Annotated in this window: 21 protein-coding genes; 11 read left to right on the top strand and 10 right to left on the bottom strand. The window is 64.5% G+C overall.

What is annotated here, in order from left to right; translation table 11 throughout:
* Nucleotides 1-7 precede the first annotated feature (7 nt).
* From ccoG to ccoS, 4 genes are read left to right on the top strand one after another with little or no spacing between them, the layout of a single operon-like run.
* A complete protein-coding gene (gene ccoG / locus GDA49_14065; GenBank protein ID MBC6441498.1) occupies nt 8-1,462 on the top strand; it encodes a cytochrome c oxidase accessory protein CcoG in 1,455 nt (484 codons plus the stop codon).
* Nucleotides 1,459-1,950: a FixH family protein gene (locus tag GDA49_14070; GenBank protein MBC6441499.1), complete on the top strand. Its 492-nt coding sequence runs from the start codon at nt 1,459-1,461 to the stop codon at nt 1,948-1,950. The genes ccoG and GDA49_14070 overlap by 4 nt, the downstream gene beginning before the upstream one ends.
* Entirely contained in the window at nt 1,947-4,154 is a 2,208-nt protein-coding gene (locus GDA49_14075) for a heavy metal translocating P-type ATPase (protein MBC6441500.1), read from the top strand. Before GDA49_14070 ends, GDA49_14075 begins: the two co-directional genes overlap by 4 nt.
* Nucleotides 4,151-4,303, top strand: coding sequence for a cbb3-type cytochrome oxidase assembly protein CcoS (gene ccoS / locus GDA49_14080; GenBank protein ID MBC6441501.1), 153 nt, complete (start codon nt 4,151-4,153; stop codon nt 4,301-4,303). The genes GDA49_14075 and ccoS overlap by 4 nt, the downstream gene beginning before the upstream one ends.
* 162 nt (nt 4,304-4,465) lie before the next feature.
* On the opposite strand, the gene GDA49_14085 is transcribed toward ccoS, so the two are convergent.
* The gene (locus tag GDA49_14085) at nt 4,466-5,134 is read right to left on the bottom strand and encodes a helix-turn-helix domain-containing protein (GenBank protein MBC6441502.1); all 669 of its coding nucleotides are present in this window, start codon (nt 5,132-5,134) and stop codon (nt 4,466-4,468) included.
* Nucleotides 5,135-5,255: 121 nt separating this feature from the next.
* Entirely contained in the window at nt 5,256-5,495 is a 240-nt protein-coding gene (locus GDA49_14090) for a hypothetical protein (protein ID MBC6441503.1), read from the bottom strand.
* A 314-nt stretch (nt 5,496-5,809) separates the two neighbouring features.
* On the opposite strand from GDA49_14090, the gene GDA49_14095 reads away from it, so the two are divergent.
* Entirely contained in the window at nt 5,810-6,088 is a 279-nt protein-coding gene (locus GDA49_14095) for a transposase (GenBank protein MBC6441504.1), read from the top strand.
* On the opposite strand, the gene GDA49_14100 is transcribed toward GDA49_14095, so the two are convergent.
* On the bottom strand, nt 6,015-6,242 hold the full coding sequence (locus tag GDA49_14100; GenBank protein ID MBC6441505.1) for a DUF1738 domain-containing protein: 228 nt from the start codon (nt 6,240-6,242) through the stop codon (nt 6,015-6,017). The genes GDA49_14095 and GDA49_14100 overlap by 74 nt on opposite strands.
* Nucleotides 6,243-6,582: 340 nt before the next feature.
* On the opposite strand from GDA49_14100, the gene GDA49_14105 reads away from it, so the two are divergent.
* Together GDA49_14105 and GDA49_14110 are read left to right on the top strand one after the other, a co-directional pair.
* Nucleotides 6,583-7,590, top strand: a complete 1,008-nt coding sequence (locus GDA49_14105) for an AAA family ATPase (GenBank protein MBC6441506.1) — start codon at nt 6,583-6,585, stop codon at nt 7,588-7,590.
* Entirely contained in the window at nt 7,583-10,207 is a 2,625-nt protein-coding gene (locus GDA49_14110; GenBank protein ID MBC6441507.1) for a S8 family peptidase, read from the top strand. The genes GDA49_14105 and GDA49_14110 overlap by 8 nt, the downstream gene beginning before the upstream one ends.
* Before the next feature lie 217 nt (nt 10,208-10,424).
* Here the strand turns inward: GDA49_14110 and GDA49_14115 are convergent, their stop codons facing one another.
* Both GDA49_14115 and GDA49_14120 read right to left on the bottom strand, forming a co-directional pair.
* Nucleotides 10,425-11,702 carry an aminotransferase class III-fold pyridoxal phosphate-dependent enzyme gene (locus GDA49_14115; GenBank protein MBC6441508.1) on the bottom strand — a complete coding sequence of 426 codons (1,278 nt, stop codon included), beginning with the start codon at nt 11,700-11,702 and terminating at the stop codon, nt 10,425-10,427.
* Nucleotides 11,703-11,715: 13 nt separating this feature from the next.
* Complete coding sequence (locus GDA49_14120; GenBank protein ID MBC6441509.1) at nt 11,716-14,163, bottom strand: FAD-dependent oxidoreductase; 2,448 nt, start codon at nt 14,161-14,163, stop codon at nt 11,716-11,718.
* Nucleotides 14,164-14,232: 69 nt separating this feature from the next.
* Between GDA49_14120 and GDA49_14125 the strand changes: the two genes are divergently transcribed.
* Nucleotides 14,233-15,147 carry a MurR/RpiR family transcriptional regulator gene (locus GDA49_14125; protein ID MBC6441510.1) on the top strand — a complete coding sequence of 305 codons (915 nt, stop codon included), beginning with the start codon at nt 14,233-14,235 and terminating at the stop codon, nt 15,145-15,147.
* Between the two features lie 91 nt (nt 15,148-15,238).
* Nucleotides 15,239-16,864, top strand: a complete 1,626-nt coding sequence (locus GDA49_14130) for an acyl-CoA synthetase (GenBank protein ID MBC6441511.1) — start codon at nt 15,239-15,241, stop codon at nt 16,862-16,864.
* A 292-nt stretch (nt 16,865-17,156) separates the two neighbouring features.
* Here the strand turns inward: GDA49_14130 and GDA49_14135 are convergent, their stop codons facing one another.
* The gene (locus tag GDA49_14135; protein MBC6441512.1) at nt 17,157-18,020 is read right to left on the bottom strand and encodes a TauD/TfdA family dioxygenase; all 864 of its coding nucleotides are present in this window, start codon (nt 18,018-18,020) and stop codon (nt 17,157-17,159) included.
* Nucleotides 18,021-18,106: 86 nt separating this feature from the next.
* On the opposite strand from GDA49_14135, the gene GDA49_14140 reads away from it, so the two are divergent.
* Both GDA49_14140 and GDA49_14145 read left to right on the top strand, forming a co-directional pair.
* Complete coding sequence (locus tag GDA49_14140) at nt 18,107-19,306, top strand: CinA family nicotinamide mononucleotide deamidase-related protein (GenBank protein MBC6441513.1); 1,200 nt, start codon at nt 18,107-18,109, stop codon at nt 19,304-19,306.
* 5 nt (nt 19,307-19,311) lie between these two features.
* Nucleotides 19,312-20,190 carry a DMT family transporter gene (locus GDA49_14145; protein MBC6441514.1) on the top strand — a complete coding sequence of 293 codons (879 nt, stop codon included), beginning with the start codon at nt 19,312-19,314 and terminating at the stop codon, nt 20,188-20,190.
* 201 nt (nt 20,191-20,391) lie between these two features.
* Here the strand turns inward: GDA49_14145 and arsC are convergent, their stop codons facing one another.
* The 4 genes from arsC to GDA49_14165 form a co-directional block, all read right to left on the bottom strand.
* On the bottom strand, nt 20,392-20,739 hold the full coding sequence (gene arsC, locus GDA49_14150; protein MBC6441515.1) for an arsenate reductase (glutaredoxin): 348 nt from the start codon (nt 20,737-20,739) through the stop codon (nt 20,392-20,394).
* Between the two features lie 270 nt (nt 20,740-21,009).
* Entirely contained in the window at nt 21,010-21,606 is a 597-nt protein-coding gene (locus GDA49_14155; GenBank protein MBC6441516.1) for a DNA-3-methyladenine glycosylase I, read from the bottom strand.
* A gap of 75 nt (nt 21,607-21,681) precedes the next feature.
* A complete protein-coding gene (locus tag GDA49_14160) occupies nt 21,682-22,455 on the bottom strand; it encodes a hypothetical protein (protein MBC6441517.1) in 774 nt (257 codons plus the stop codon).
* 21 nt (nt 22,456-22,476) lie between these two features.
* Nucleotides 22,477-23,919, bottom strand: coding sequence for a DEAD/DEAH box helicase (locus tag GDA49_14165; GenBank protein MBC6441518.1), 1,443 nt, complete (start codon nt 23,917-23,919; stop codon nt 22,477-22,479).
* Nucleotides 23,920-24,006 lie beyond the last annotated feature (87 nt).

Consider the following 24,006-nt stretch of genomic DNA (forward strand, 5'->3'; position numbering starts at 1 on the left):
GCCAAAAATGGCCGATGTCCATGCCGACCAGGATGCGCTTTCACGCAAGGAGCAGTCGCTCTATGCCGACAGGGTCAAGGTCTATCCCAGGAAGATCGAAGGCAATGTAAGGCGTATCAAGTGGGCGGTGCTGATCGTGCTGCTCGGCATCTACTACATCGCGCCCTGGCTGCGCTGGGATCGCGGGCCGGCCGCCCCCGATCAGGCCTTCCTGATCGACATGCCCCACCGGCGGGCCTACTTCCTGTGGATCGAGATCTGGCCCCAGGAGCTCTACTTCCTGGTCGGGCTGCTGATCCTCGGCGCGCTCGGCATGTTCTTCGTGACCAGCCTCTTCGGGCGTATCTGGTGCGGCTACACCTGTCCGCAGACAGTCTGGACCGACCTCTTCATGTGGGTCGAACGCCTGATCGAGGGCGATCGCAACCAGCGCATCCGCCTCGACAAGGCACCGATGTCGGTCGGCAAATCCGGCAGGAAGATCGCCAAGCACAGCGCCTGGATGGTCATCGCCGCGCTGACCGGCGGCGCCTGGATCATGTATTTCAACGACGCCATGACGGTGGTTCCCGCCATCGTCACGGGCCAGGCCGGGCCGGCGGTCTACTTCTTCCTCGGGCTTTTCACCTTCCTCACTTACCTGCTTGCCGGTTGGGCGCGCGAGCAGGTCTGCATCTACATGTGCCCGTGGCCGCGCTTCCAGTCTGCCATGTACGACGAGGACACGCTGATCGTGACCTATCGCGAGAGGCGGGGCGAGCCGCGCGGCAAGCACAGGAAGGGCGAGACCTGGGAAGGCCGGGGACACTGCGTCGACTGCCGCCATTGTGTCGCGGTCTGCCCCATGGGCATCGACATCCGCGATGGTGTCCAGCTCGAATGCATCGGTTGCGGTCTGTGCATCGATGCCTGCGACAAGATCATGGGCAAGCTCGACCTGCCCAAGGGCCTGATCGGCTACGACAGCCCCGGCCGGGAGGCCGCGATCGCTGCCGGCCAGAAGCCGAAACATCGCTTCGTCCGTCCGCGCACCATCGTCTACACGATCGTTTTCATCCTGATAAGCGCGGCGATGGTCTGGGGCCTGTTCTCGCGCACGACGGTCGATGTGAATGTTCTGCACGACCGTAACCCGGTCTTCGTCACGCTGTCGGACGGCAGCGTCCGCAACGGTTACACGATCAAGGTGCTGAACAAGACCCGCGAGGATCGTGTCTACAGGCTCGCGTTCGACGGGCTTGATTATGCCGTCATGACGGTGGTCGGACAGGAAGACTCGGCATCGCGGAACGTCGCGCGGCTGACCTCGATCGCCGATTCGGTAACGACCTACAGGGTCTTCCTGACAACGCCCCCCGAACTTGCCGACTTCGGACAGATTGACTTCGACTTTGTCCTGACGGAGCGTGAGACCGGTGAGGAGGCGCGCCATTCCACCGTGCTGAGAGGGCCGGGATCATGACCGCTGTCGCATGGCTCAGGAAAGGCGATCGCTGGATTCCAGCGCTTTTTGTCGGCGGTTTTCTCGTCGTCCTGTTGGTCAATCTGACCATGATCTGGCTTGCTGTCGGCAGCTTCGGCGGACTTGCGACCGGCGACTACTACGACCGGGGCCGTACCTACAACGAGACCCTTGCCACCGCCGAGGCGATGGCCGAACTCGGCTGGTCTGCCGATGTCGTGGTCGAGCGCGCCGGCGACGTCGAGCGCATTACGGTCACGGCAATCGGCCGCGACGGGTCGCCATTGCCGGGTGCGACTGTCACGGGCCGCTTGCTGCGACCGGCTGACGAGGAGCAGGACACCGACGTCGTCTTCGTCCATCGGGGCAGCGGCGTCTGGGTTGCCGAGGTTCCCGACCCCGCGCCCGGTCTCTGGGAGCTTCGCCTTGTGATCGCGCGCGACGGCCATGCCATCGCGGCTGAACACAGGCTGATCCTGGGGTCATGACCGATCTCGCCGCAACCGGGGTGCCTCGTGATCTCTCTGCCGCCGATGACAGCGATGCGCTGACGGACTTCATCGTCGCCGCGCCCGACGGCACTTTCGGCATTCATCTGCTGGTCGAGGGCGTTCATTGCGGTGGGTGTGTCCGCAAGATCGAGTCTGCTCTGGCCGATGACGCGACCGTCGTCGACGCCCGCGTCAATCTCTCGACGCGGCGGATGACGGCGCACTGGTCGGGCGCGGCAGCCCATGCCCGGACGATCGTGAACACGGTGGAGTCGCTCGGCTTCCGGGCAGTTCCGTTCGATCCCGATGTTGCCGTCAGCGAACACGAGAAGCAGGGCAGGGAGCTCCTGCGCACCATGGCTGTCGCGGGCTTTGCGGCCGGCAACGTGATGCTGCTTTCGGTCTCGGTCTGGTCCGGGCACGCCCAGGACATGGACGAGGCGACGCGGAGCCTGATGCACTGGATTTCCGCGCTGATCGCCCTGCCTGCCGTGGCCTATGCCGGGCGGCCCTTCTTCCGTTCCGCGCTGCGGGCCGTGGCGGCACGGCGGATCAACATGGATGTGCCGATCACGCTTGCGGTCGTGCTGGCTGCCGGCATGAGTCTGATGCAGACCATTGACGGCGCGCGCCACGCCTATTTCGATTCGTCGATCTCGCTGCTCTTCTTCCTGCTGATCGGTCGTTACCTCGATCATCGGGCGCGCGGAATTGTCCGGCGTTCGGCCGAGCGGCTGCTTGCCCTCGGACGGGAGCCCGCCGTGGTCATCGGCGAAGACGGCCGGCAGCAGACCGTCGCGGCTTCGCGCATTCGGCCCGGCATGGCACTTCTGGTCGCGACGGGCAGCCGCTTCCCCGCGGACGGCGTGGTCGAGGACGGCGAATCCGAGGTCGACACCAGCCTGATCACCGGCGAGACCCTGCCGCAGGTCGTCATGACGGGCGATACGGTGCTCGCGGGATCGCTCAACATCGGCAGCACTCTTGTCGTGCGCGCCGGGGCGGCCGGCGACAACACCGTGCTGGCCGAGATCGTCCGGCTGGTCGAATCGGCGGAGCAGAAGCGCTCGCGTTACGTCGCGCTGGCCGATCGTCTGGCCACGGCCTATGCGCCGGCGGTCCACGGCCTGGCGGCTGGTACGTTCCTCGGCTGGATCATCCTGGGCGGGCTGGCGTGGCAGCCATCGCTTCTGATCGCCGTCGCCGTTCTGATCGTGACCTGCCCCTGCGCGCTGGGCCTGGCGGTGCCGGCCGTGCAGGTCGTGGCGAGCGGACGCCTGATGCAGGCCGGCATTCTGCTCAAGAACGCGACCGCGCTCGAACGTCTTGCGGAGGTCGACACGATCGTCTTCGACAAGACCGGCACGCTCACCGAGGGACGTCCCGAACTGCTCGATCGCGCAACAATCGCCGATGAGGACCTCAATCGGGCGGCCTCGCTCGCCGCTGCCAGCGGCCATCCCCTGGCCCGGGCACTCGTGCGTGCTGCGGGCGAGGCTGTCACGCCTGAGCAGGGTGTCGAGGAGGTCGCGGGTCGCGGCCTCGAACATGGCGAGACACGTCTGGGCAGTCGTGTCTGGTGTGGGATTGCAGGCGATGGCGACGATGACGCCATGGAACTCTGGTTGCGGTCTGCCGGCCATGAACCTGTCCGCTTCCGGTTCCGTGACCGCGCCCGGGAGGATGCCGCCGACACGATCGCCGCATTGCTCGGCAAGGGTTACGCAGTCGAGCTGCTCTCCGGCGATCGTGCCGCGACCGTTTCGGCGATGGCCACGGAACTCGGCATCGAAACCTGGCAGGCTCGCCAGTCGCCGGCCGACAAGTTCTCCAGGATCGAGGCGCTTGCAGCGGACGGGCGCATGGTGCTCTTCGTCGGTGACGGCCTGAACGACGCTCCCGCGCTGGCGGCGGCCCATGCCTCAATGTCGCCCGGCAGCGCGGCAGACATCAGCCAGAATGCCGCCGACGTGGTCTTCCAGGGCGGTCATCTCGGCCCTGTGACCATGGCGCTCGGCGTCGCCAGCAGTGCGCGGAAGCTGGTGCGGCAGAACTTTGCCCTTTCACTGGGTTACAATATGATTGCGGTGCCGCTCGCGATTGCCGGTCTTGTCACACCGCTGGTTGCCGCGCTCGCCATGTCGGCGTCGTCGCTCACCGTCGTGGGCAACGCGCTGCGGCTCGGTTGGAAGAAGCCATGAACAACCTGGTCATCCTGATCCCGATCGCGCTGGTGCTGGGTCTTCTGGCGCTGGGCGCGTTTCTGTGGACGCTGCGATCGGGGCAGTATGAGGACCTTGACGGCGCTGCCGAGCGTATTCTGCACGACGACGACAGCAAACCGCAGTGAGCTGAAGCCGGCACGGGTGCCGGTTCCGAACGTGAAGCCTTGCGACTCCGGGCGAGGTGTTGGAGCGGTTCCAACCAAATGCGTGAATCCGCTCTCTATCCGAGGACTCAGAGCATATCCCGTTCAGTTTGATTCGATCTGAACGAGATATGCTCCGGGGCGCTATTCGCCCTCTGTCAGGCCTTCGAGGCCCGCGAGATCCCTGATCACCACCGAATGCGGGTCGGGCGTGTCGATAAGTCCGGACTTCCGCAGGCGCGTGAACGTGCGGCTCACCGTTTCGATCGTCAGCCCGAGATGATCGGCGATGTCGGTCCGTGTCATCGGAAGTTCGACGGTGTCTTTGCCCTGCCGTTCCGCCAGGGCATGGAGGAACGACGACAGCCGCTCCAGCGCGGTCTTGCGGCCCAGAAGCAACATCTGGTCCTGGGCGGCGATGAGTTCGTTGGAGGCCTCGCTCAACAGCCGCTTCTCGAGCTTGGGCATGTCATCGAACAGGCGTTCGAGCTTGCCCCGGGGGAAGCGGCAGATGACGGCCTCGCCGACCGCTTCGGCGCTGTAGGCGTAGTGTTCCTTCAGCGCCAGGCCCAGGAAGTCGGAATCGAACAGGAAGCCCGTGATCTGCCGACGGCCGTCGGGCAGAAGCTTGAAGAGCCGGACACAGCCCGCGACGATGTTGAAGACGTGATCGGCCTCGTCGCCTTCCTGGAAGATCGACTGGCCGGATCCGACCGGAATGCGCGCCACGATCCGGGAAAGCCGGTCGAGTTCGCTGCCGTTCAGGACCGAGCAGATCGACAATTCCCGCACATCACAGGCCGCGCACGGCATGAGCGTGGCGGTCTCCTCGCTCGTCGCGGCCTCGGGCAGAATCCGGAAGCGGGACATCACGTCTCCGTAAGCGGCGCTTCTTTCCGTGATCAATGCGGGATTGCTTGACCTGAATCAAGGACTATCGCGCGCGCCTGCGTGACGCTTCGGCACGGGTATTCCAGTGCGATCGGGTGGCGACATCCTCCAGAGACTGAGGGTTGAGCGCCTTTGCGAACGGTTGGCACGACAGTCCTTCATCCTTGCGCAGCTTCACGACAGCTCTCTGGCTTTCGAAGCCCGGGTACTTGAGCTGTCCGGTGACGACGGGACAATGGCCGAGGGTCGGGCCGTCGTGGTCGACGATCGCGACTATGTCCATGCCTTGTCCCGTTTCGGGATTCCCCGGACTGCGGGCTGCCGCTGCGTCGCCTCGATCAGCAACGTCGTGATGCCGAGCACCGCGTCGCGGTACACGATGGCAGAGATCCGGTCCTGGCGCAGGCAACACTGAGACCGATGACACTGACACCGACGACCTTCAGTCGCGAATCTCACCGTAGATCAACGCGTGGTCCGAGTAGCGGTCGATCGATTTCCGCTTTGCAGCCGGCGTGCCTTCCTGTGGCCAGCCGATCTCCGCGCCCCCGGCAAAGCTCTTGAAGTTGAGCTCGCGGTCGGCATGGATGCCTGGTGATGGACAATCTTCCGGCCCATAAGGTCGCTGGTGTCCGCCACGCCATCCAAGCCGCCTTTGCCGTGCTGCTTGACCTCCCGCCCTGCAGCCCGGACGTCAATCCCATCGGGATGTCGTTCTCTGGGCTCAAGGCCCCGCTCCGAAAGGCCGCCGCCAGAACCGTCAATGACCTCCGGGAGGCCATCGCAACGATCATCGATATCTTCATGCCACAGCACGGCACGAACGTCTTCGCCGCCGCAGGAGATATGATCCCGATGAAATTGATTGCGCTCTAGGGAGCCCAAGGCCGGCCTTCGCGCCCGGCGTTCCCCAAGGCTGAGCCCACGGCGCGCGGCCCGCCTCAAGCTCGGCGACAATTCGCTCCGTCACCTCGTCGTAGAGGTTCGGCTGCGCCGCGACCTTGGTGCGGCCGTGTCCTTTTGCACCCATGCTTTCCGCCTGCGCTGGTGTGTGAGGTTCACGGCTCCATGGCTACGGCTCCCTCTGGTCTCCTGCGCGCGCCTTTCCCTGGAAAGGGAGGCGCCGGGTCCGGCGGTCGGACGCGCTCCGGAAAATCATCGACGTCGAGCCGTGGTATCGATATGATTACAGAGTGATATCAAAGTGATTCAGATCCATGAAATCAGCCACCAACGACAAGGAGTGTGTTTTGGTAGCCGTGAGAATCCCGGAACACATTCCCAGGCAGATCGACGCGTCTCTCGATCAAGAGGACGTGCCGCTCTCGGGTAACCACTGGATCATTTAACCGGCGCCGGAGGCGGGTCAAATGGCGCGCGGTGATCTTCTGATAAATCTTGTGAGAGCAAGCGTAGCCGGTGACAAGAACGCGATGCGTTCGGCGGTCGAGACGATCATCGCCGAAGAGAAGAACAAGCAGCACACGGTTCTGGCGGACAGACTCACCCGAGCGATGCAGGCCAACGGGAACGGCATAAACAAGCACCCTTCTGTTTCGGACAATGCGCACAAGGGACGTGAGTTCATTGCCGAGATCACGCCCCGGCGAGAACTGGGCGATATGGTTCTGTCCGAAACATGCCGCACGGCTGTAGACCAACTGATAGAGGAACAGCAGCGGTCCAGCCTGCTACGCGCGCACGGTCTCGACCCGCGACACCGCCTTCTTCTTGTCGGGCCGCCGGGCAACGGCAAGACCTCGCTGGCCGAAGCAATCGCCGCATCCTTGGCAGTGCCGTTCTTCATGGTCCGCTACGAGGCCATGATCGGCAGCTATCTCGGCGAAACAGCCGGCCGTCTCAAACGTGTTTTCGACTATGTGCGGACAACGCCGTGTGTCCTGTTTTTCGATGAATTCGATGCCATCGGCAAAGAACGTGGCGATATCCACGAAACCGGGGAAATCAAACGCGTCGTCACATCGCTGTTGATGCACGTCGATGACCTGCCGAGCTACGCAGTCGCCATCGCCGCCACCAACCATTCCGAACTTCTGGACCGTGCGGTCTGGCGTCGGTTCCAGCTTCGTCTAGGGTTGCCCGCGCCGGGTGAGAAGGAACTGACGGAATACTTCGACAGGTTTCTGGCATCGCTCGACCAGCGTCCCGGCATTAAGGCCCCCTCCATCACCAAACGTCTCGGCGCGATCAGCTATGCCGAGGCGGAGGAATTCACACTCGACGTGCGCCGCAGCGACGTGATGACGATGAAGGAACGGCCCCTGAAGAAAACCATCGAGGAACAACTGAAGCTTTGGCAAGAGCGTGTCCAGCCGATCCGTTCGGACGACGCGGAGCAAGGGTTGTCCAATGGCTGAACGTCCCCTTCTGGCGATGCCGCGCCCGGAGCGGCAAGCGCCCAAGGCGGGGCGGCCGCCAAGGGAAAACATCCCCTCAGCCGATGCAGGCCGCCAGGCCGGAAGGCTCGGCCCGAAATTCGAACGGTTGGAACGGGCGCTGGACGACCCGGAGGCACTCGGCGAGCTTCGCGACGATCCGTCCGCAATCGTTCCCGAACGCGCACTCGTTTTCGAGGTCGCCAGTAAAATCGCCGACTTCTACCGCGCGGTGCGCGGCGTGTCGGGCTTGGAATTTCTCGGCGAGGACGAAGGTGACGCCGCGCCTGACGAGGACTTTTACGTGCCGGACAAGGATGGCGATCCAAGGGAAGACAAACGGGTTCCTCGCAGATTCTATTTTACGATCCCGGACCAGACTGCGCTCAGGGAGCTGGTGAGCCTTTGGCAACGGTTCCAACGGGGCGAAGTGCTCGGACGCGGTCGCACTGCGTGGCGCGACGTGTTCGGTCATCTGGCGGATGTGCGTCCGTGGGGACCGCGAGACCGCCTGACCGCTGAAGCGGTTGAGGACTGGCGGGAACGGCTGCAATTTGCGTCTGATACGCCGATCCGGTTTGAGGTTGAGTTCTGGTATCGCGATGACGCAGCACGCCGCGAGACAGCAGAAACCAAGTTCACGGAGAACCTGCGCGAACTGGGTGGCCGGGTGCTTGATCGCGCGGTGATAGGCGACATTTGTTACCATGCCGCTCTGGTCGAGGTGTCGCCCAAAATCATTCGGGATGTGCTCGACCATCCCGATGTCGGCCTTGTAGCCTTCGACGCCGTGATGATGTTAAGGCCGCAATCCATGGTGTCCGGGCCGGTCGAAGACGATCTTGAGGACGCTGCAGAGGCGGGCGGAGTCGAAGGCAGCGCGGAAGCAGATGTACCGGTAGCAGCCTTGCTCGACGGCGTACCGATGGCGCAGCACAAACTGCTCGCGAACCGGCTTGTCATAGACGATCCGGACAGTTTCGCGAACAAATATGGCGCAGCGGGGGAACAACGACACGGCACCGCAATGGCGTCGCTGATCCTGCACGGCGACCTGAACACGCCGAACCCCGAACCGCCGATCAGGCGTCCGCTGTATGTCCGGCCGGTCATGTACCCGCAGCCGTACGGGTTTGGCGATGTCAGGGAAGCCATGCCGCCGGACCGTCTCTGCATCGACCTTATCTGGCGCGTCTTCATTCGCATGTTCGACGGCGAAGGCGGAGAAGATCCGACAGCGCCGACGGTGTGTATCGTCAACCTATCTCTCGGTGACGCCAAACGGCGCTTTGCCGGTGTGATGAGCCCGTGGGCGCGCCTGATCGACCGCCTTGCCTGGCGGCACAACGTCTTGATCCTTGTCAGCGCCGGGAACATCACGGAGCGCGTGCCGCTTGAGAATGTCGATCAATTGACGCATTTCGAGAATGCGGACGCTGATGAACGTCAGGCTATGTTGCTCCGCTCGATACTGCGTCAGCGTGCGAACCGACGATTGCTCGCACCTTCGGAAGCCGTCAATGCACTGACGGTCGGTGCCGCTCATAACGATAACCTCGCGTCGAACGGACAACGTGAGATGACAGTCGATCCGTATACAAGTCCGGCGCTCCCGAATATGAGTTCGGCGCTGGGGCTGGGCTTCAAACGCGCGATCAAACCGGAGATCCTTTTTCCCGGCGGCTCGGAACAGGTTCGCGCGAGTTCAACCCATGCGCCTATCGAGGTCAGCCCCGTAACGCCGCCGGGGGATTTTTTCGGCATCGGCGTGGCCAGTCCTGGACCTGCCGGCGTGACAAACCGCAAGGGCAATATGAGCGGCACCAGCGTCGCCACGGCGCTGGCGACACACAATGCCTTGCGCATCCTCGAAGCGCTGGAAGACCTCCCAGAGGACGATCCGGCGCATCCGGAGGAAATCAACCGAAAATATCTCGCCGTTGTCCTCAAGGCGTTGCTCGTTCACAGCGCCCGCTGGGACAGGAACGCTACGGACGCGCTCAAGAAGACCATTATCGCCGAGAACGGGAAACTGCACTGGGAACACGAGCGGGACGAAGTCAGCCGATTTCTCGGCTTCGGGTGTCCGGATATCGAGCGCGTCGTCGATTGCGCCGAGAACCGTGCAACCTTGATCGGCTGGAACACGATCGGATCAAAGGAAACGGATCGGTTCGCGGTGCCGCTTCCCGCTGAGCTGGAAGGAACGGCCGGGTTCCGGGCGCTGTCGGTCACAATCGCGTGGCTGACGCCTATCACGCATTTGCACCGCATGTACCGCCTGGCGAAGTTCCAGGCTGGTCCCAGCGGCGACGAGAAGTTCTCTATCGGTGCCAGCAACGCGAAGCAACAGCCGTCGTACAACGCGCTCGGCAAAGGTGCCATCTATCACCGGCGCTGGGAAGGCGAAGAGGCCGCGGAGTTCGTTGATGACGGCAATCTCGTACTCGATATCACATGCTTACCGGCAGCCGGTGAGCTGGACGATCCGATCACCTATGCCGTGGTCGCAACCCTGGAAGTTGGTCAGAATGTCGCTGTACCGGTCTATGAGCGCGTTCGCGAGCGGCTGCGAGAGATCGTCCGCGTCCCGGCCTGATGAGCTCGGCTTCCGCAGCACGGCTCGTGGCTAAAACTTAGAGGGTCTTCCTCTCGATCTGAATCGAACAAGGTTATTCCCATTCGTTCCACCCCATGATTCTGTACCCGCAAGTGACACGGGAGGCAGATATGGGGGCGTTGGTACGGATTGGACCTTTGGCGCGTGGGGCGGCGGCGCAGATTCCCCGTCGCTGCAACTGCGGAACTCGAGTCGTTCATGCGTCGAGATGTCGTGCCGCGTCGGCGATCGCGTCGATGGTCTGCGCCATGTCGTCCTCCGTCAGCGCCAGGCACGTATAGATCTTGCCCGGGGCCTTCAGGATACCGCGCTCACGCAACAGGGTATTGAAGCGATTTGTGCGTGCCGTGTCGCTCTGCAGCACGTCACGGTAGTTGGCCACCGGTTTGTCGGTGAACACGACGTCGAACAGCGTGGGATCGCCAACGATCCGGTGTGCGATGCCGGCAGTGTCGAGATTCTCGCCAAGCGCCGCCATGATTCGCTCGCCGCAGCCGCGGATGTGCTCGTAGGCGCCTGGCCGACGCAGGATTTCCATGGTCTTGAGTCCGGCTGCCGAGGCGACCGGATTGCCGCTCAGCGTGCCGACCTGCATGAGGAAGCGGTCGCCCGCGGTCGCCTTGTCGAAATGCGCCATGATCTCTGCACCACCGGCGATCGCCGCCAGCGGGAACCCGCCGCCGACGATCTTGCCCAGGGTGCAGACATCGGGCGTCACACCGTAAAGCTCCTGTGCGCCGCCGTAGGCGAGGCGGAAGCCCGTGACGATCTCGTCGAAGATCAGGACGATGCCGTGTTTCGCCGTCTCCTCGCGCAGGCATTCGAGATAGCCCGGTGCGGGCGGAATCAGACGCTGCAAGGGCTCCACGATCACCGCTGCGATCTCGTCACCGTGTTCGTCGAGCAACGGGCGAATGAAGTCGGGATCATTGAACGGCGCGACGAGAACCGCGTCGCGCACCGTCTCGGGAATGCCGGCGGAGTCAGGCACCGGTTGGGGGAAGTTGACCATGGTCTGGGGCGCCAGGCTCATCTGTGCCTCGGCCGACATGCCGTGGTAGCCGCCCTCGAACTTCACGATCTTGTCGCGGCCGGTATGGGCGCGCGCCAGCCGGATCGCATACATATCGGCCTCGCCGCCGGTGCTGACGAAACGCACATGCTCGGCACAGGCCACCGCGGTGCAAATCTCCTCGGCCAGCTTGATGCCGGTCGCGTTGGTCGCGAAGAAGGTCATGCCCCGGTGAATCTGCTCGATCGACGCCTCGACGACCTCGGGGTGGCCGTGACCCAGCAGCATCGGACCCGAACCGATCAGATAGTCGATGAACTCGTTGCCGTCCTCGTCGCGGACGCGGGCGCCCTTGCCCTCGCGGATCACGATACCGGGATCGAAGTTGCCGAAGCCGCCGGCGGGCAGGACCTGCCTGGCGCGCTCCCGCCAGCTTTCCAGTTGCGGTTTCACGTTCACCATCGGGGCCTCCTTGTCAGGCGTCGGTGCGGGGCAGGGTGCTTGCGGGATCGTATGCCGGTTCCGCCAGAACGCGAGCCCTGCGTGGTTTGCCCATGATCACGACATCGAGCTCGGTGCCGGGTTCGGCCGCTTCGGGCTGCACATAGGCGAAGGCCAGAATCTTGCCCACGGTGTGACCGAAGGCGATCGAGCTTGTCGTACCCACCGTCCTGCCGCCAAGCTGGACCGCCTCGCCGCCATGGCCGTCCGTGTCGCCGTCGGGTTCGATCTCGAGATAGGCGCAGACCCAGGGCAGGCGGTTGGCGGCCGCGCTGGCTTCGGTCCGGACCTTGCCGACGAACTCGCCCTTGTCGAGCTTCACGAAGCGCATCACGTCGGCTTCCGGCAGGGTCACCTCGTTGGTCAGTTCGCCGGCACCCTTGAAGCCCTTTTCCATGCGCATGGCGTTCATCGCGAAACTGCCGTAGTCGGCCACGCCATGGGCTTCGCCCGAGGCCCAGAGCGCGTCGTAGACAGCCAGCATCGCCTCGCGCGGGCCGTGGATTTCCCAGCCCAGTTCACCGGCATAGGACATGCGCAAGGCCCATATCGGATGCCCCGCAACGGTGATCTCGCGGGCGGTCAGCCAGCGGAACGACGCGTTGTCGAGACCGGCGTCGGTGTTGGCCGCCAGTACCTCGCGCGATTTCGGGCCCTGCAGCGCGATCGCCGACCACGCCGTCGAGCGGTCGATGACCCCCACGTCCTCCCCCTCGCGATGGTTCGCAAGGTGGTCCAGAAGGCGCTGCTCAAAGAAGGCGGCGCAGACCAGGTAGAAGCGGTCGCCGGCCAGTCGCACCACCGTCAGCTCCAGTTCGATCCGGCCACGCCGGTTCAGCATGTGCGTCAGCGCGATACCGCCGATCCTGCGCGGCAGGCGGTTGGCCACCAGGCGGTCGAGAAAGGCCTCGGCGTCGGGGCCGGCAACCTCAATCTTGGTGAAGGCCGAGATATCCATGATGCCGACACCTTCGCGCACGGCCTTCACCTCGGCGGCGATCATGTCGTGCACCACGTTGCGGCGGAACGAGTAACGGTCCTCCCGGGCGACGCCGTCGCGCGCGAACCAGCGCGGACGTTCGTGGCCGAAGACCTCTTCGTAGACCGCACCCTTCTCCTTCAGACGTTCGTAGAGCGGGGAGGGTTTCACGGGGCGGCCAGCCAGGCGGTTGAAGTGGGGGAAGGGGATTTCGTGGCGCAGGCAGTAGTCCTCCTTCGCCTTGATCACCTGCCAGTCCTTGTCGGCATAGTCACCGAAACGTCGCGGATCGTAGTCGCGCATCGAGAGGTCGGCAGCGCCGTGCACCATCCAGCGCGCCAGTTCGCGGGAAAGTCCGGGGCCCCAGCCGATGCCGATCTGGGTGCCGCAGCAACACCAGTAGTTCTTCGCGCCCGGCGCCGGGCCGATCAGCGGGTTGCCGTCGGGCGGATGGGAGATCGCGCCGTGCACCTCACGCCTGATGCCGAGCTCCGAGAAAATCGGCATGCGGCCCATGGCATTCTCAAGCCAGGGCATGATGCGCTCGTAGTCGGCCTCGAACAGCTCGTTCTCGGCCTCCCACGGGCAGTGGTCGAGCCACACCGTGTTCGGGTTCTCCTTCTCGTAGATTCCGATCAGGCCCGATTTCTGCTCCATGCGGATGTAGCCCGAGACAAGCTTGTCGTCGCGCACGACGGGAAGCTCATGGTCGAGTTCCCTGAACTCCGGCACCGTGTCGGTGACGAAGTAATGATGGGTCATCGAGGTCATCGGCAGCTGCAGGCCGCTCCACTCGCCCATCTGGCGGGCATAGGTGCCCCCGGCATTCACGACATGCTCGCACAGGATGTCGCCCTGCCCGGTCGAGACCTTCCATTCGCCGTTGGCCTGCCGCCTGATGTCGGTCGCCCGGCAGCGACGGATGATCTTCACGCCGCGCTGGCGCGCACCGGCCGCCATCGCCTGGGTGACACCCGAGGGGTCGACATGGCCGTCTTCGGGCGTGTGGAGCGCACCCAGCACGCCATCGAGATTGTAGAAGGGATGGAGTTCGGCGATGCGCTCCCTGCCGACCAGCTCGATCGGGAAACCGAGCGCCGCGCCGACCGACAGCGTCTGGCGCAGCCAGTCCATCTCGTCCACGGTGTAGGCTAGGCGGAATGAGCCGCAGCCGTGCCAGGTCACCGAATGACCGGTCTCTTTTTCGAGCGCACCCGAATAGAGCCTGATGTTGTAGTCGACGCACTTGCCCAGCGTGAAGCTCGAGGTCGAGTGCGTGATCTGACCGGCAGCATGCCAGGTCGAACCCGATGTCAGCTCCGCCTTTTCGAGCAGGACCACGTCGGTCCAGCCTTCGTGAGCCAGATGATAGGCAAGGCCGCAGCCCATGACGCCGCCGCCCACGATGACAACGCGGGCGGTTCCGGGAAGAGAGGTCGCCACAACAGGGCTCCTTCGCGCGAGTCGAAATCTGTTGCGAAGCGTTATGGTACAAATGTACGTTCGTCAATCATGAATCAAACAATCATACCAAACAAGCGGCGCGGCGATCCCCAGACCGTCCTGGCGGCGATGGCCGACGGCCTGACCGACCTCACGCCGGAAACGCGGAAAGCAGCCGCCTATGTTCTGGAAAACCCCAACGATGTGGGTGTCAGTTCCATGCGCGAGCTCGCCGGTGCCGCGCGGGTCAAGCCGAACACGCTGGTGCGGCTTGTGCGCAACTTCGGCTTCGAGGGCTACGACGATTTTCGCGAACCCTTCCGTCAGGAAATCCGGCGCGGTGCCGTAGCCTTTCCCGACCGGGCACGCTGGCTTCAGTCGCTCTCGGAACGCGGTGCGCTGGGCGGGCTCTACGCCGAGGTGGCGGCAAGCATCATCGCGAACATCGAGCAGAGTTTCGCCGCGACCGATCCGGAGCATGTGAAGGCTGCGGCCGATGCCATCGTGGCGGCGTCGCACACCTATGTGCTGGGCGTGGGCATCAACCATACGCTGGCGCACAACTTCGCCTATCTCGCCGACATGGCGCTCGACAACGTGATTGCCATCCCGCGCCACGGCAGCCTCGCCATTGATGACGTGTCGCGGGCCGGTTCCGACGATGTCGTTCTGGCGATGACCTTCAAGCCCTATCGCGCCGAGATCCTGGATGCCGTTGCCCTGGCCCGCGAACAGGGTGTCACGGTGATCGGTATCTCCGACAGCCCGGCGTCACCTGTTGTGGCCGGCAGCGAACACGGCTTTGTCGTGCAGACCGGCACGCCGCAGTTCTTCACGTCAGCGGTGGCGGCCGGTGCGTTGCTGGAAACGCTGATCACCTTCGTGATCGCCGATGCCAGCCCGGATGTGATTGCCAACACCGAACGCTTTCACGAGCGGCGTCGTTTGCTCGGCATCTACCGGGACGACGATCGGGAGTGGTGATACGCATGGCGGCACCATAACAGGTGCGGCAACAGTGGAAATCCGTCGCGCGATCGGGAACATTCGGCATGCGTTCAAGAGGAGGGATGCCGTGACCAGGATTTACGAGCAGGGCCTGGGCCCGAACCCGGCGAACCATGTTCCGCTCTCACCCGTTTCCTTCCTCAATCGCACCGCGGCGGTCCATCCCGAACGCACCGCCGTGATCCACGGTCCCCTGCGCCGTAGCTGGAGCGAGACCGCCGAGCGCTGCCGCAGGCTGGCATCGGCCCTGCAGAAGCGCGGCTACGGCAAGGGCGACACGATCGCCATCATGGCCCCCAACGTGCCGGAGTTTCTGGAGGCGAGCTTCGGCGTGCCGATGATGGATGGTGTGCTGAATTCGCTGAACATAAGGCTCGACGCCAAGGCTATCGCCTTCATTCTCAACCACGGTGAAGCCAGGGTTCTGATCACCGACCGCACCTTCGCCGATGTCATCGACGAGGCCCTCAAGGGTGTGGAGAACCCTCCGCTGGTCGTCGATATCGACGATCCCCAGGCCGATGGCGCAGGTCGTCTGATCGGCGAGATGACCTACGAAGACCTGCTCGCCGAGGGCGAACCGAAGGCCCATTTCGGCGGGCCGGCCGACGAGTGGCAGGCCATCGCGCTCAACTACACCTCGGGCACCACGGGCGACCCCAAGGGTGTCGTCTATCACCACCGTGGCGCCTACATGAACGGACTCGGCAACATCGTCACCTGGGCGATGCCGCATTACCCGGTCTACCTCTGGACCCTGCCGATGTTCCACTGCAACGGCTGGTGTTTCCCCTGGACCGTCACGGCAATGGCCGGCACCCATGTCTGCCTGCGCGCCCTCACGGCCGATGCCATCCTCTCGGCCATTGGCGAGCACGAGGTCACTCACCTCTGCGGCGCGCCGATCGTGATGAACATGATGATGACCGGCGGCGACGCGCTGTGGGATGCGATCAGGCATCCGGTAAGGATGATGACCGCCGGTGCCGCCCCGCCCGCGGCCGTGCTCGAGCGCATGGAAGCCCGAGGCGTCGAGGTCACGCATGTCTATGGCCTCACGGAAGTCTACGGCCCGGCCACCGTCTGCGCCTGGAAGCCGGAGTGGGACGACCTGCCGTCCGACGAGAAGTCCGCTGTGAAGGCCCGGCAGGGGGTCACCTATGTCGTTCAGGAAGGCCTGATGATTGCCGATCCCCAGACGCTTGAGCCGGTGCCGCAGGACGGCAAGACCATGGGTGAGATCATGATGCGCGGGAACATCACCATGGCGGGCTACCTCAAGAACGGGCCGACCACGGAGCGCTCGTTCGAGGGTGGCTGGTTCCATTCCGGCGATCTCGCCGTCTGGCACGACGACGGTTACATTGAGATCAAGGACCGCTCGAAGGACATCATCATCTCCGGCGGCGAGAACATCTCGACCATCGAGGTCGAGGGCGTGCTCTACAGACACCCGGCGGTGGCCGAGGCCGCCGTCGTCGCCAAACCCGACGAGACATGGGGCGAGACCCCCTGCGCCTTCGTCACCCTGCGTCCCGGCGAAGAGGTGAGCGCCGAGGAGATCATCGCGTTCTGCCGGGATAATCTCGCGAGCTTCAAATGCCCGCGCTGCGTCGTCTTCACCGACTTGCCCAAGACCTCGACCGGCAAGATTCAGAAGTTCGTGCTGCGGCAGCGCGCGGCTGAGGTCTGATTGTCCGATGCTTCCGGATGATTTCGTCGCCATGTTATCGCGGCGCTGTCGCGAACGAGGCCTGTTCGGGGCGCGTTCTTATCCCTGTGACGGCGCGCTGTACGAGGCCGGCGACCGGCCGGTTTCCTGGAAAAGGACGGTCGCCTCTGGCGCGCCGTCATCAAGGCCACCGGGGACGGCAGCGAGACCGACCTGGCCAGCCTCCACAGGGCACAGGCTGCGACCGGTTGCAACAGCGGAACCGAACCGCACGATCGGCAGGTTCTGACCGGTCTGAAACCTGCTCCAGGCGCTATTCATCGAGCGTCCGGCCGGTGCCACAGACACGGTTCTGGCGCATGTAGCGACGGTAGCGGTCGGCGTCATAGGGCCGACCACGGTGCAGCAGGCAGCGGTTGTCCCAGATCACCAGGTCGCCCGGCGACCAGCGGTGCTGCACGATGTTCCCGGGGCGGGTCGCCCGGTCGTTGAGGTCGTCGATCAGCTGCCGGCTTTCTTCCATCGACCAGCCGACGATCTCGCGCGCATGCGATCCCGTGTAGTGGCTCCTGCGCCCGTTGGCCGGATTGGTGCGCACAAGTCTCTGCTCGATCGGCGGCAGCGAGGCGGCGAGCGAGGCCTTCACCGGTGCAACCTTGCTGCGCGAGAAGACGTAGTCGTGGATCACGGTGAGATCGCCGATCCGGGTCCGGGTTTCGTCGGACAGGCGTTCGTAGGATGCGCGGCAGCTCACGAACTCCGTCTCGCCGCCTTCGTCGGGCACCTCGTAGGCATAGGTGATCGTGACGAAGGTCGGGATCTCGCGGAACGACGAGTCGGAGTGCCACATCTCGTTGCCGCGCCCGAACTTTGTCATCTCGTGGTCGTTGCCCTGCTGACTGCCGTCGTCGCCGATGTTGCCGATGGTGCCGAAGTAGTCAACCACGCCGTCGCGCCCGAACTTCACGTGCTCGACCTCCGGTTCGCCCAGCTGACGCGTGAAGGCGAGCTGTGTGTCGTCGTTCAGGCTCTGGTCGGGGAAGACCAGGAAGGAGTGGCTGTCGATGGCGCCGCGCACGGCCGCAAGGCTCTCGGGCGACAGCGGCACGCCGAGATCGATGCCGCGAATGCGCACGCCGAAATCGGAATGCAGGGGTTCGATGGAGAATTCGGCCATGGGCGCTCCCGTATCGTTGGTGCACCGAAGCTTGCACCAATTCGTCGCTGTGCCATACGGGCTTTCGACTGTCTTCCGGGGGTTTCATGCGTTGTGAGGTCGTGGCGATCGGGACCGAACTGTTGCTCGGCCAGATCGTGGACAGCAATTCGTCCTGGATCGGCGAGCAGCTCGCGCTTGCCGGTATCGATTCGCTTTACCAGACCAGGGTCGGCGACAACTTCGCCCGGATGGAGGCGACCTTGCGTCAGGCGCTGGAGCGCAGCGATGCCGTGATCTGCTGCGGTGGGCTGGGCCCCACCCAGGACGACATCACCCGTGATGTCATCGCCGCCATCATGGGCGTCAGGCTGGTGCGCGACGAAGGGATCGTGGCACGCATCAAGGCCATGTTCGACGAGCGCAGCCGCGAGATGACCGACAACAACCGTCGTCAGGCCGACATTCCCGAAGGTGCCGCCGTGATCGCCGAGATGCCCGGCACGGCGCCGGGCATGGTCTGCCCCGTGGGTGAGAAGGTGATCTATGCCGTTCCCGGTGTACCCCATGAGATGAAGGAGATGATGCTGGGCACGATCCTGCCCGATCTGCAGCGCCGCAGGGGTGCCGCTGCCGTCATCCGCAGTCGCGTGCTGAAGACCTGGGGGCTGAGCGAATCCGGCCTCGCCGGGATGATGGATGCCCGTTTCACCGAACTCGATACCCTGGGCAATCCGACGCTCGCCTTCCAGGCCAGCGGTATCGAAGGCATCAAGGTCCGCGTTACCGCCAAGACCGATGACGAAGCCTCTGCGTTCGTCTTGCTCGATCAGGAGGAGGCCCTGGTTCGCGGGATCGTCGGCGATCATCTCTTCGCGGTCGATGACGACACGATGGAGACTGTCGTGCTGGCCGAGGCACGGCGGCGTGGCTGGCGCCTCGCCGCCCACGAGAGCCTGACCGGTGGCGTGCTGGCCTCGCGCATGACCTTGAGCGATCCGGAGATGGCCGTGTTTCGGGGCTCCATCGTGGCCGGTGCGGTCACGGAGGAGGGGCCGTGCGAGGTCCGTGCCGTGATCGCGGCGGGCAAGGCGCGCCAGCGCTTCGGCACAGACCTCGGTATCGCCGCGGTCGCGCCAGTTGAGGCCGACGAGGCGGTGCAGGGCTCGGTCTGCCTCGGCATGGTTCACGGATCCGGCGAGCACGCGACGACTGTGGCGCTGTCCGGCGACCGCAACCGTCTGCGCAACCATGCCGTCATCAGCCTGCTCGACTTCGTGCGCAAGACCATGAAGCACGACAGCTGAAACCGATGGCGCTGCCGCGCAGCGGGCTCGGGGCCGCGCTTGTTCTGTTGCTGCCGGCCGTCTCGATCCTGTCGGGCGTCGACGGGATGGCGAAGTATCTCTCCGGCATCGGCTATTCCGTTCTCCAGATCGTCTGGGCACGTTATGTCTTCCAGACCCTGCTGACCTTTCCCTTCGCCTGGCGCAAACACGGTCGTGCGCTGTTGCGTCCGACCGACCTGCCCGCACAGGCGGCCCGCAGCCTGCTGCACGCCACCTCGACCTTTCTGATCTTCATGGCCTTCGCCCGCATGCCGCTGGCTGACGCCATCGCGATCTTCTTCGTCTATCCCTTCGTCGTCACCGCGGTCGCGCCGTTGATGCTGGGCGAGCGGGCCGGCTGGCGTCGCTGGGTCGCCTGCATCGTCGGCTTTCCGGGCACGCTCTTCGTCATCAAGCCCGACTTCGGCGGGCTTGAGGCCGGCGCGATCTTCTCGATCGCGGGCAGCATCGCCTTTGCCTTCTACATCCTGCTCACCCGCCGCGTGGCACTCAGCACCGACGCGACCATGACGATTTTCCTGCAAGGCCTCGTCGCGGCCGTGGCGCTGTCGTTCGTGGTGGCGCTCGACTGGCGCATGCCCGATCCCGGGGTCTGGCTGCTGCTGGTCGCGCTCGGCGCGGTGTCGGCGCTCGGGCATTTCATGATTATCCGCGCCTATACCCACGCCCCGGCCTCGCTCCTGGCGCCCTTCGGCTACTTCGAGATCGTCGCGGCGACGATCATCGGACTTACGGTGTTCGGAGACTTCCCCGATGCCTGGAGCTGGCTCGGCATCGCCATCATCGTGGCGAGCGGGATTTACATCTCTTGGCGCGAGCGTCGCGTCACAGCATCGACTTGACGGAAATCACCCCGGCGCGGGCCTCGTCTTCCTCGCAGACGCTTCTGTCGCCGGGCTTCAGGCAGGCCTCGGCGAAACCATCGGGATCGAGCTCCACGCCGCGTGAAACCTGTCGTGAAACAAGCGTTGAGAGGTGGCCGATCTTTCGATTGTGGTCCGCCAGTGATCAATGTCACCGGATATGATGCACGAAATGTTGACTCAGAGGATGTCGAGAACGTTCCCGGGCGGGCGTCCCAGCGCAGCCTTGCCGCCTTTGGTCACGATCGGGCGCTCGATCAGGATTGGATTGGCCGCCATTGCGGCGATCAGGTCGTCGCGCGACTTGCCGTCTTCGGCCAGGCCCAGTGCTTTGTAGGGCTCTTCCTTCTTTCGCATGAGATCGCGCGGTTCCATGTCGAGCGCGGTCAACAGACCGTCCAAGGTCGCGGCATCGGGCGGTGTTTCCAGATAGAGCACGACATCAGGTGCGATGCCGCGCTCCTCCAGCAGCGCCAGGGTCTGGCGCGATTTGCTGCAGCGCGGGTTGTGGTAGATCGTCACCGACATGATGCTTGCTCCTGTCCCGGCGTTGTCGCCACGATGCCCTCAAAGTCCGGGGGCTTCCAGTCCGTCGGCAATCGCTTCCCGGATGTCGGGGTGTCAGCGGAGAGTTATCTTGCCAAGTGCCGGATCTGCCGCCGGCTGTCCTGAGGGTTGGCCGGCCGGATCCTCGACCAGCTCGACGGTGATGCCCTTCGGGATCGGTCATGGAGACCGCGCGGTCGATGTCGGCGACGGCGAAGCTCGCATGATCGAACGATGTGATCCGTGCCACGGTCAGTCGACGGAGAGCGCGAGGATACGGGAGATCTGGCAGAGCGGGCGATCGCTCTCCCGGGACCAGGCGTTGAAGGCGTCCCGGGCCTTCTTCCTGTCGCCCCTGGCGGTCGGCTTCTTCGCGACGACACCGTTGTCGATCAGCCCCTGAACGACGTCGCCGGTGAGGACGAAGGTGTCCTTGCCGACCATGCGCAGGAAGTAGGGGGCGGAGTTGCCGCCGAGCTGTTTGAAGTCCTTCGCCAGCCGATCCCACAGGCCCATGACATCGTCGCCGGGCCAGTCGGCCAGCCACCGGCCGAAGCTGCCGTGGTCCCGGATGACCTGCTGCATTGCGGCGGCATTCGCGCGCACGGAACTGATCTTCGCCCAGTGGCGGATGATCGCCGTGTTCGACATGCAGGCTTCCATCTCCTCGTCGTCCATCAGCGTGATGCGTCCGGGGACGAAGCCGTGGAAGACCTCCTCGAAGGCCGGCCACTTGTTGTCGACCATGGAGTACTTGAGGCCGGCGCGGAACACGCGCCGGCACATGTCGGAGAGATAGCGGTCGTCGCTCATCGCGGTCAGCTCGTCTGCCGTTTTCGGCACGGGCATGAGGGCCTCGAGCTTGTCTGCGCCTCCGGTGCGTTTCAGGGCACGCTTCTCGATCGAAGCGAACGTCGCCACGGCTCAGCGATCCTTGAGAGCGTTGACGCACGCAAGCGCGCCGTCACGCACCAGGGCGTGGTCCGAGGCAGCGAGCACCATGTCGTAGCCGCGCGCAAGCATGGCGGCGGCATCGTCGTGGTCGGCTGGAATGCCGCCGAGCCAGCGGCCCGATGCCTTGATCTTGCGCTCGGCTGTTTCCAGAAGGTCGACGGCTTCCGCCGATGTCTGGTCGTCCAGCCTGCCAATCGAGCTCGAAAGGTCGTTGCGGCCGATGAAGAGCATGTCGATGCCGTCGATCGCGCCGATCGCTTCGAGATTGTCCACCGTGTGGGCAGTCTCCACCTGCGTCATCACAAAGATGTCCCGGCCCCTGGTCGCGACGAAGTGGTCCTTCTCGTAGCCGTAGCGCGCCGCACGCACATTGCCAGGTGCCACGCCACGCAATCCAAGCGGGGGCAAAAGGCAGGCGTCGGCCACGGCTTTCGCATCCTCGGCGGTCTCGACCATCGGTACCATCAGGCCATCGACGCCGGTGTCGAGCGCTTTCTTGACGACGTTGATGTCGTTGGCCGGGACCCGAAGGAAGGCCGCGCTGTCGCCGCCGGCGCGGATCGCCTGCTGCTGGCCGATCGCGGTCATGGCGTCGCCGGGGCCATGCTCCTGGTCGATCATGATCAGGTCGAAGCCTGCGCCCGCCATGATCTCGGTCGCGATCGGGCTTTCCATGTTGACCCAGCCGCCCAGCAGCTTGCGACCCTGGTTCAGGGCATCGCGAATCGAGTCGCCACGAGGCATGGTCAACGTCCTTTCATCAGGTCAGCGTGCATCGGCGTCCTGTTCGGTAAAGGTCGGACGCAGAAGGAAGGCCGGCACGTAGGGGCCTTCGCCGAACGGTATACGGTCGGGACGGACCTTGTCCTTGTCGGACTTCCCGGCTTTCCTGGTGGGCTTGGCGTCCGTCGTCTCCTCGGATTTCGCCTTGTCGGCGGACTTGCCGCCGCGGCGTCGCCGGCTGCGCCTGGGCTTGTCCTCGGCCGCCGACAGCTCTGCGACGTCGGGCGTGTCCGGTGTGTCCTCAGCCGCGGGCTCGGGTGCCGCCGGTGCGGCCGTGGCGATGCCCGGGATGCTGACCGTCTTCACGCCCTCGAACCTGGCCATGGGCAGGTCGCGCTTGATCAGGTTGGTGACGGCCTGCAGCGGCTTCGCGTCCTCGGGCGTGGCGAAGACATAGGCGCGGCCGCGATGGCCGGCCCGGCCCGTACGGCCGATGCGGTGCACATAGTCCTCGGCGTTGACCGGGACATCGAAGCAGAAGACATGACTGACGCCGAAGACGTCGATGCCGCGCCCCGCCACGTCGGTGCACACCAGCATATTGGCATCGCCGTCCTTGAAAGCGGCCAGCGCCACCTCGCGTTCGGGCTGTGCCATGTCGCCCTGCATCCGGACTGCGTTGAGGCCGTGGCGCTTGAGCGAGCGGTGCAGGCTGTCGACGTCCTTCTTGCGGTTGGCGAAGATCATTGAGCTTGTCACGCTCTCATGACTCAGCAGCTCGCGCAGGGCGCGGCCCTTGTCACGTTCGTTGCCGACGGCGACCAGCCACTGCTCCACCGTTTCGGCGGGTGAGGCGGGCGGGGCGACCGTGACTTCCCTGGGATTGTGCAGGAAGCGGTCGGCGAGCTTGCGCACCTCTTTGGGCATCGTTGCCGAGAACATCAGCGTGTGGCGCAGCGGCGGCAGAAGCGAGCAAATCTTCTCGACGTCGGGGATGAAGCCCATGTCGAGCATGCGGTCGGCCTCGTCGATCACGAGGTGCTTCACGCCCATCATCAGGAGCTTGCCACGCTCGACCATGTCGAGCAGGCGGCCCGGGGTGGCGATCAGGATGTCGATGTTGCCGCTCAGCGCCTGTTCCTGCTGGCGCATGTTGTTGCCGCCGATCAGAAGTGCTGCGGCCAGATCGGTGTGCTGGGCGTAGATCCCGAAGTTTTCGAGGGTCTGCTGCGCCAGCTCACGCGTCGGCGACAGGATCAGCGCACGCGGCATGCGCGCCTTGGCCTTGCCGCCGGTCAGGATGTCGATCATGGGCAGCACGAAGGCCGCCGTCTTGCCGGTGCCTGTCTGTGCGCAGCCCAGCAGATCGCGACCCTGCAGTGCGACGGGAATGGCTTGCAGTTGGATGGGGGTGGGTTCCCGGTAACCGGCGAGTTCGATCGCCGCCAGGACCTCCGGGCTCAGGCCCAAGTCTTCGAATGTCATACGTGGTCAAGGCTTCCGACGCGCCGATCGCGTCACAGGTGTCGTGTCTCGCCTCCGGTGTGCGGGCTAGATACCGTTTGGCACCCG

This window comes from Rhodospirillales bacterium (assembly GCA_014323865.1).
Taxonomy (GTDB): domain Bacteria; phylum Pseudomonadota; class Alphaproteobacteria; order SP197; family SP197; genus SP197.

Coding starts and splice junctions, on each gene's coding strand:
- GDA49_14085 (MBC6441502.1), bottom strand. CDS start 5,134: ATGCCGTGCGCGGCCTGTGATGTGCGGGAATTGTCGATCTGCTCGGTC.
- GDA49_14165 (MBC6441518.1), bottom strand. CDS start 23,919: ATGACATTCGAAGACTTGGGCCTGAGCCCGGAGGTCCTGGCGGCGATC.
- GDA49_14075 (MBC6441500.1), top strand. CDS start 1,947: ATGACCGATCTCGCCGCAACCGGGGTGCCTCGTGATCTCTCTGCCGCC.
- GDA49_14090 (MBC6441503.1), bottom strand. CDS start 5,495: ATGGACATAGTCGCGATCGTCGACCACGACGGCCCGACCCTCGGCCAT.
- arsC (MBC6441515.1), bottom strand. CDS start 20,739: ATGTCGGTGACGATCTACCACAACCCGCGCTGCAGCAAATCGCGCCAG.
- GDA49_14140 (MBC6441513.1), top strand. CDS start 18,107: ATGCGTTGTGAGGTCGTGGCGATCGGGACCGAACTGTTGCTCGGCCAG.
- ccoS (MBC6441501.1), top strand. CDS start 4,151: ATGAACAACCTGGTCATCCTGATCCCGATCGCGCTGGTGCTGGGTCTT.
- GDA49_14115 (MBC6441508.1), bottom strand. CDS start 11,702: ATGGTGAACGTGAAACCGCAACTGGAAAGCTGGCGGGAGCGCGCCAGG.
- ccoG (MBC6441498.1), top strand. CDS start 8: ATGGCCGATGTCCATGCCGACCAGGATGCGCTTTCACGCAAGGAGCAG.
- GDA49_14155 (MBC6441516.1), bottom strand. CDS start 21,606: ATGCCCGTGCCGAAAACGGCAGACGAGCTGACCGCGATGAGCGACGAC.
- GDA49_14125 (MBC6441510.1), top strand. CDS start 14,233: ATGAATCAAACAATCATACCAAACAAGCGGCGCGGCGATCCCCAGACC.
- GDA49_14110 (MBC6441507.1), top strand. CDS start 7,583: ATGGCTGAACGTCCCCTTCTGGCGATGCCGCGCCCGGAGCGGCAAGCG.
- GDA49_14135 (MBC6441512.1), bottom strand. CDS start 18,020: ATGGCCGAATTCTCCATCGAACCCCTGCATTCCGATTTCGGCGTGCGC.
- GDA49_14105 (MBC6441506.1), top strand. CDS start 6,583: ATGGCGCGCGGTGATCTTCTGATAAATCTTGTGAGAGCAAGCGTAGCC.
- GDA49_14070 (MBC6441499.1), top strand. CDS start 1,459: ATGACCGCTGTCGCATGGCTCAGGAAAGGCGATCGCTGGATTCCAGCG.
- GDA49_14145 (MBC6441514.1), top strand. CDS start 19,312: ATGGCGCTGCCGCGCAGCGGGCTCGGGGCCGCGCTTGTTCTGTTGCTG.
- GDA49_14100 (MBC6441505.1), bottom strand. CDS start 6,242: ATGGGTGCAAAAGGACACGGCCGCACCAAGGTCGCGGCGCAGCCGAAC.
- GDA49_14160 (MBC6441517.1), bottom strand. CDS start 22,455: ATGCCTCGTGGCGACTCGATTCGCGATGCCCTGAACCAGGGTCGCAAG.
- GDA49_14095 (MBC6441504.1), top strand. CDS start 5,810: ATGGACAATCTTCCGGCCCATAAGGTCGCTGGTGTCCGCCACGCCATC.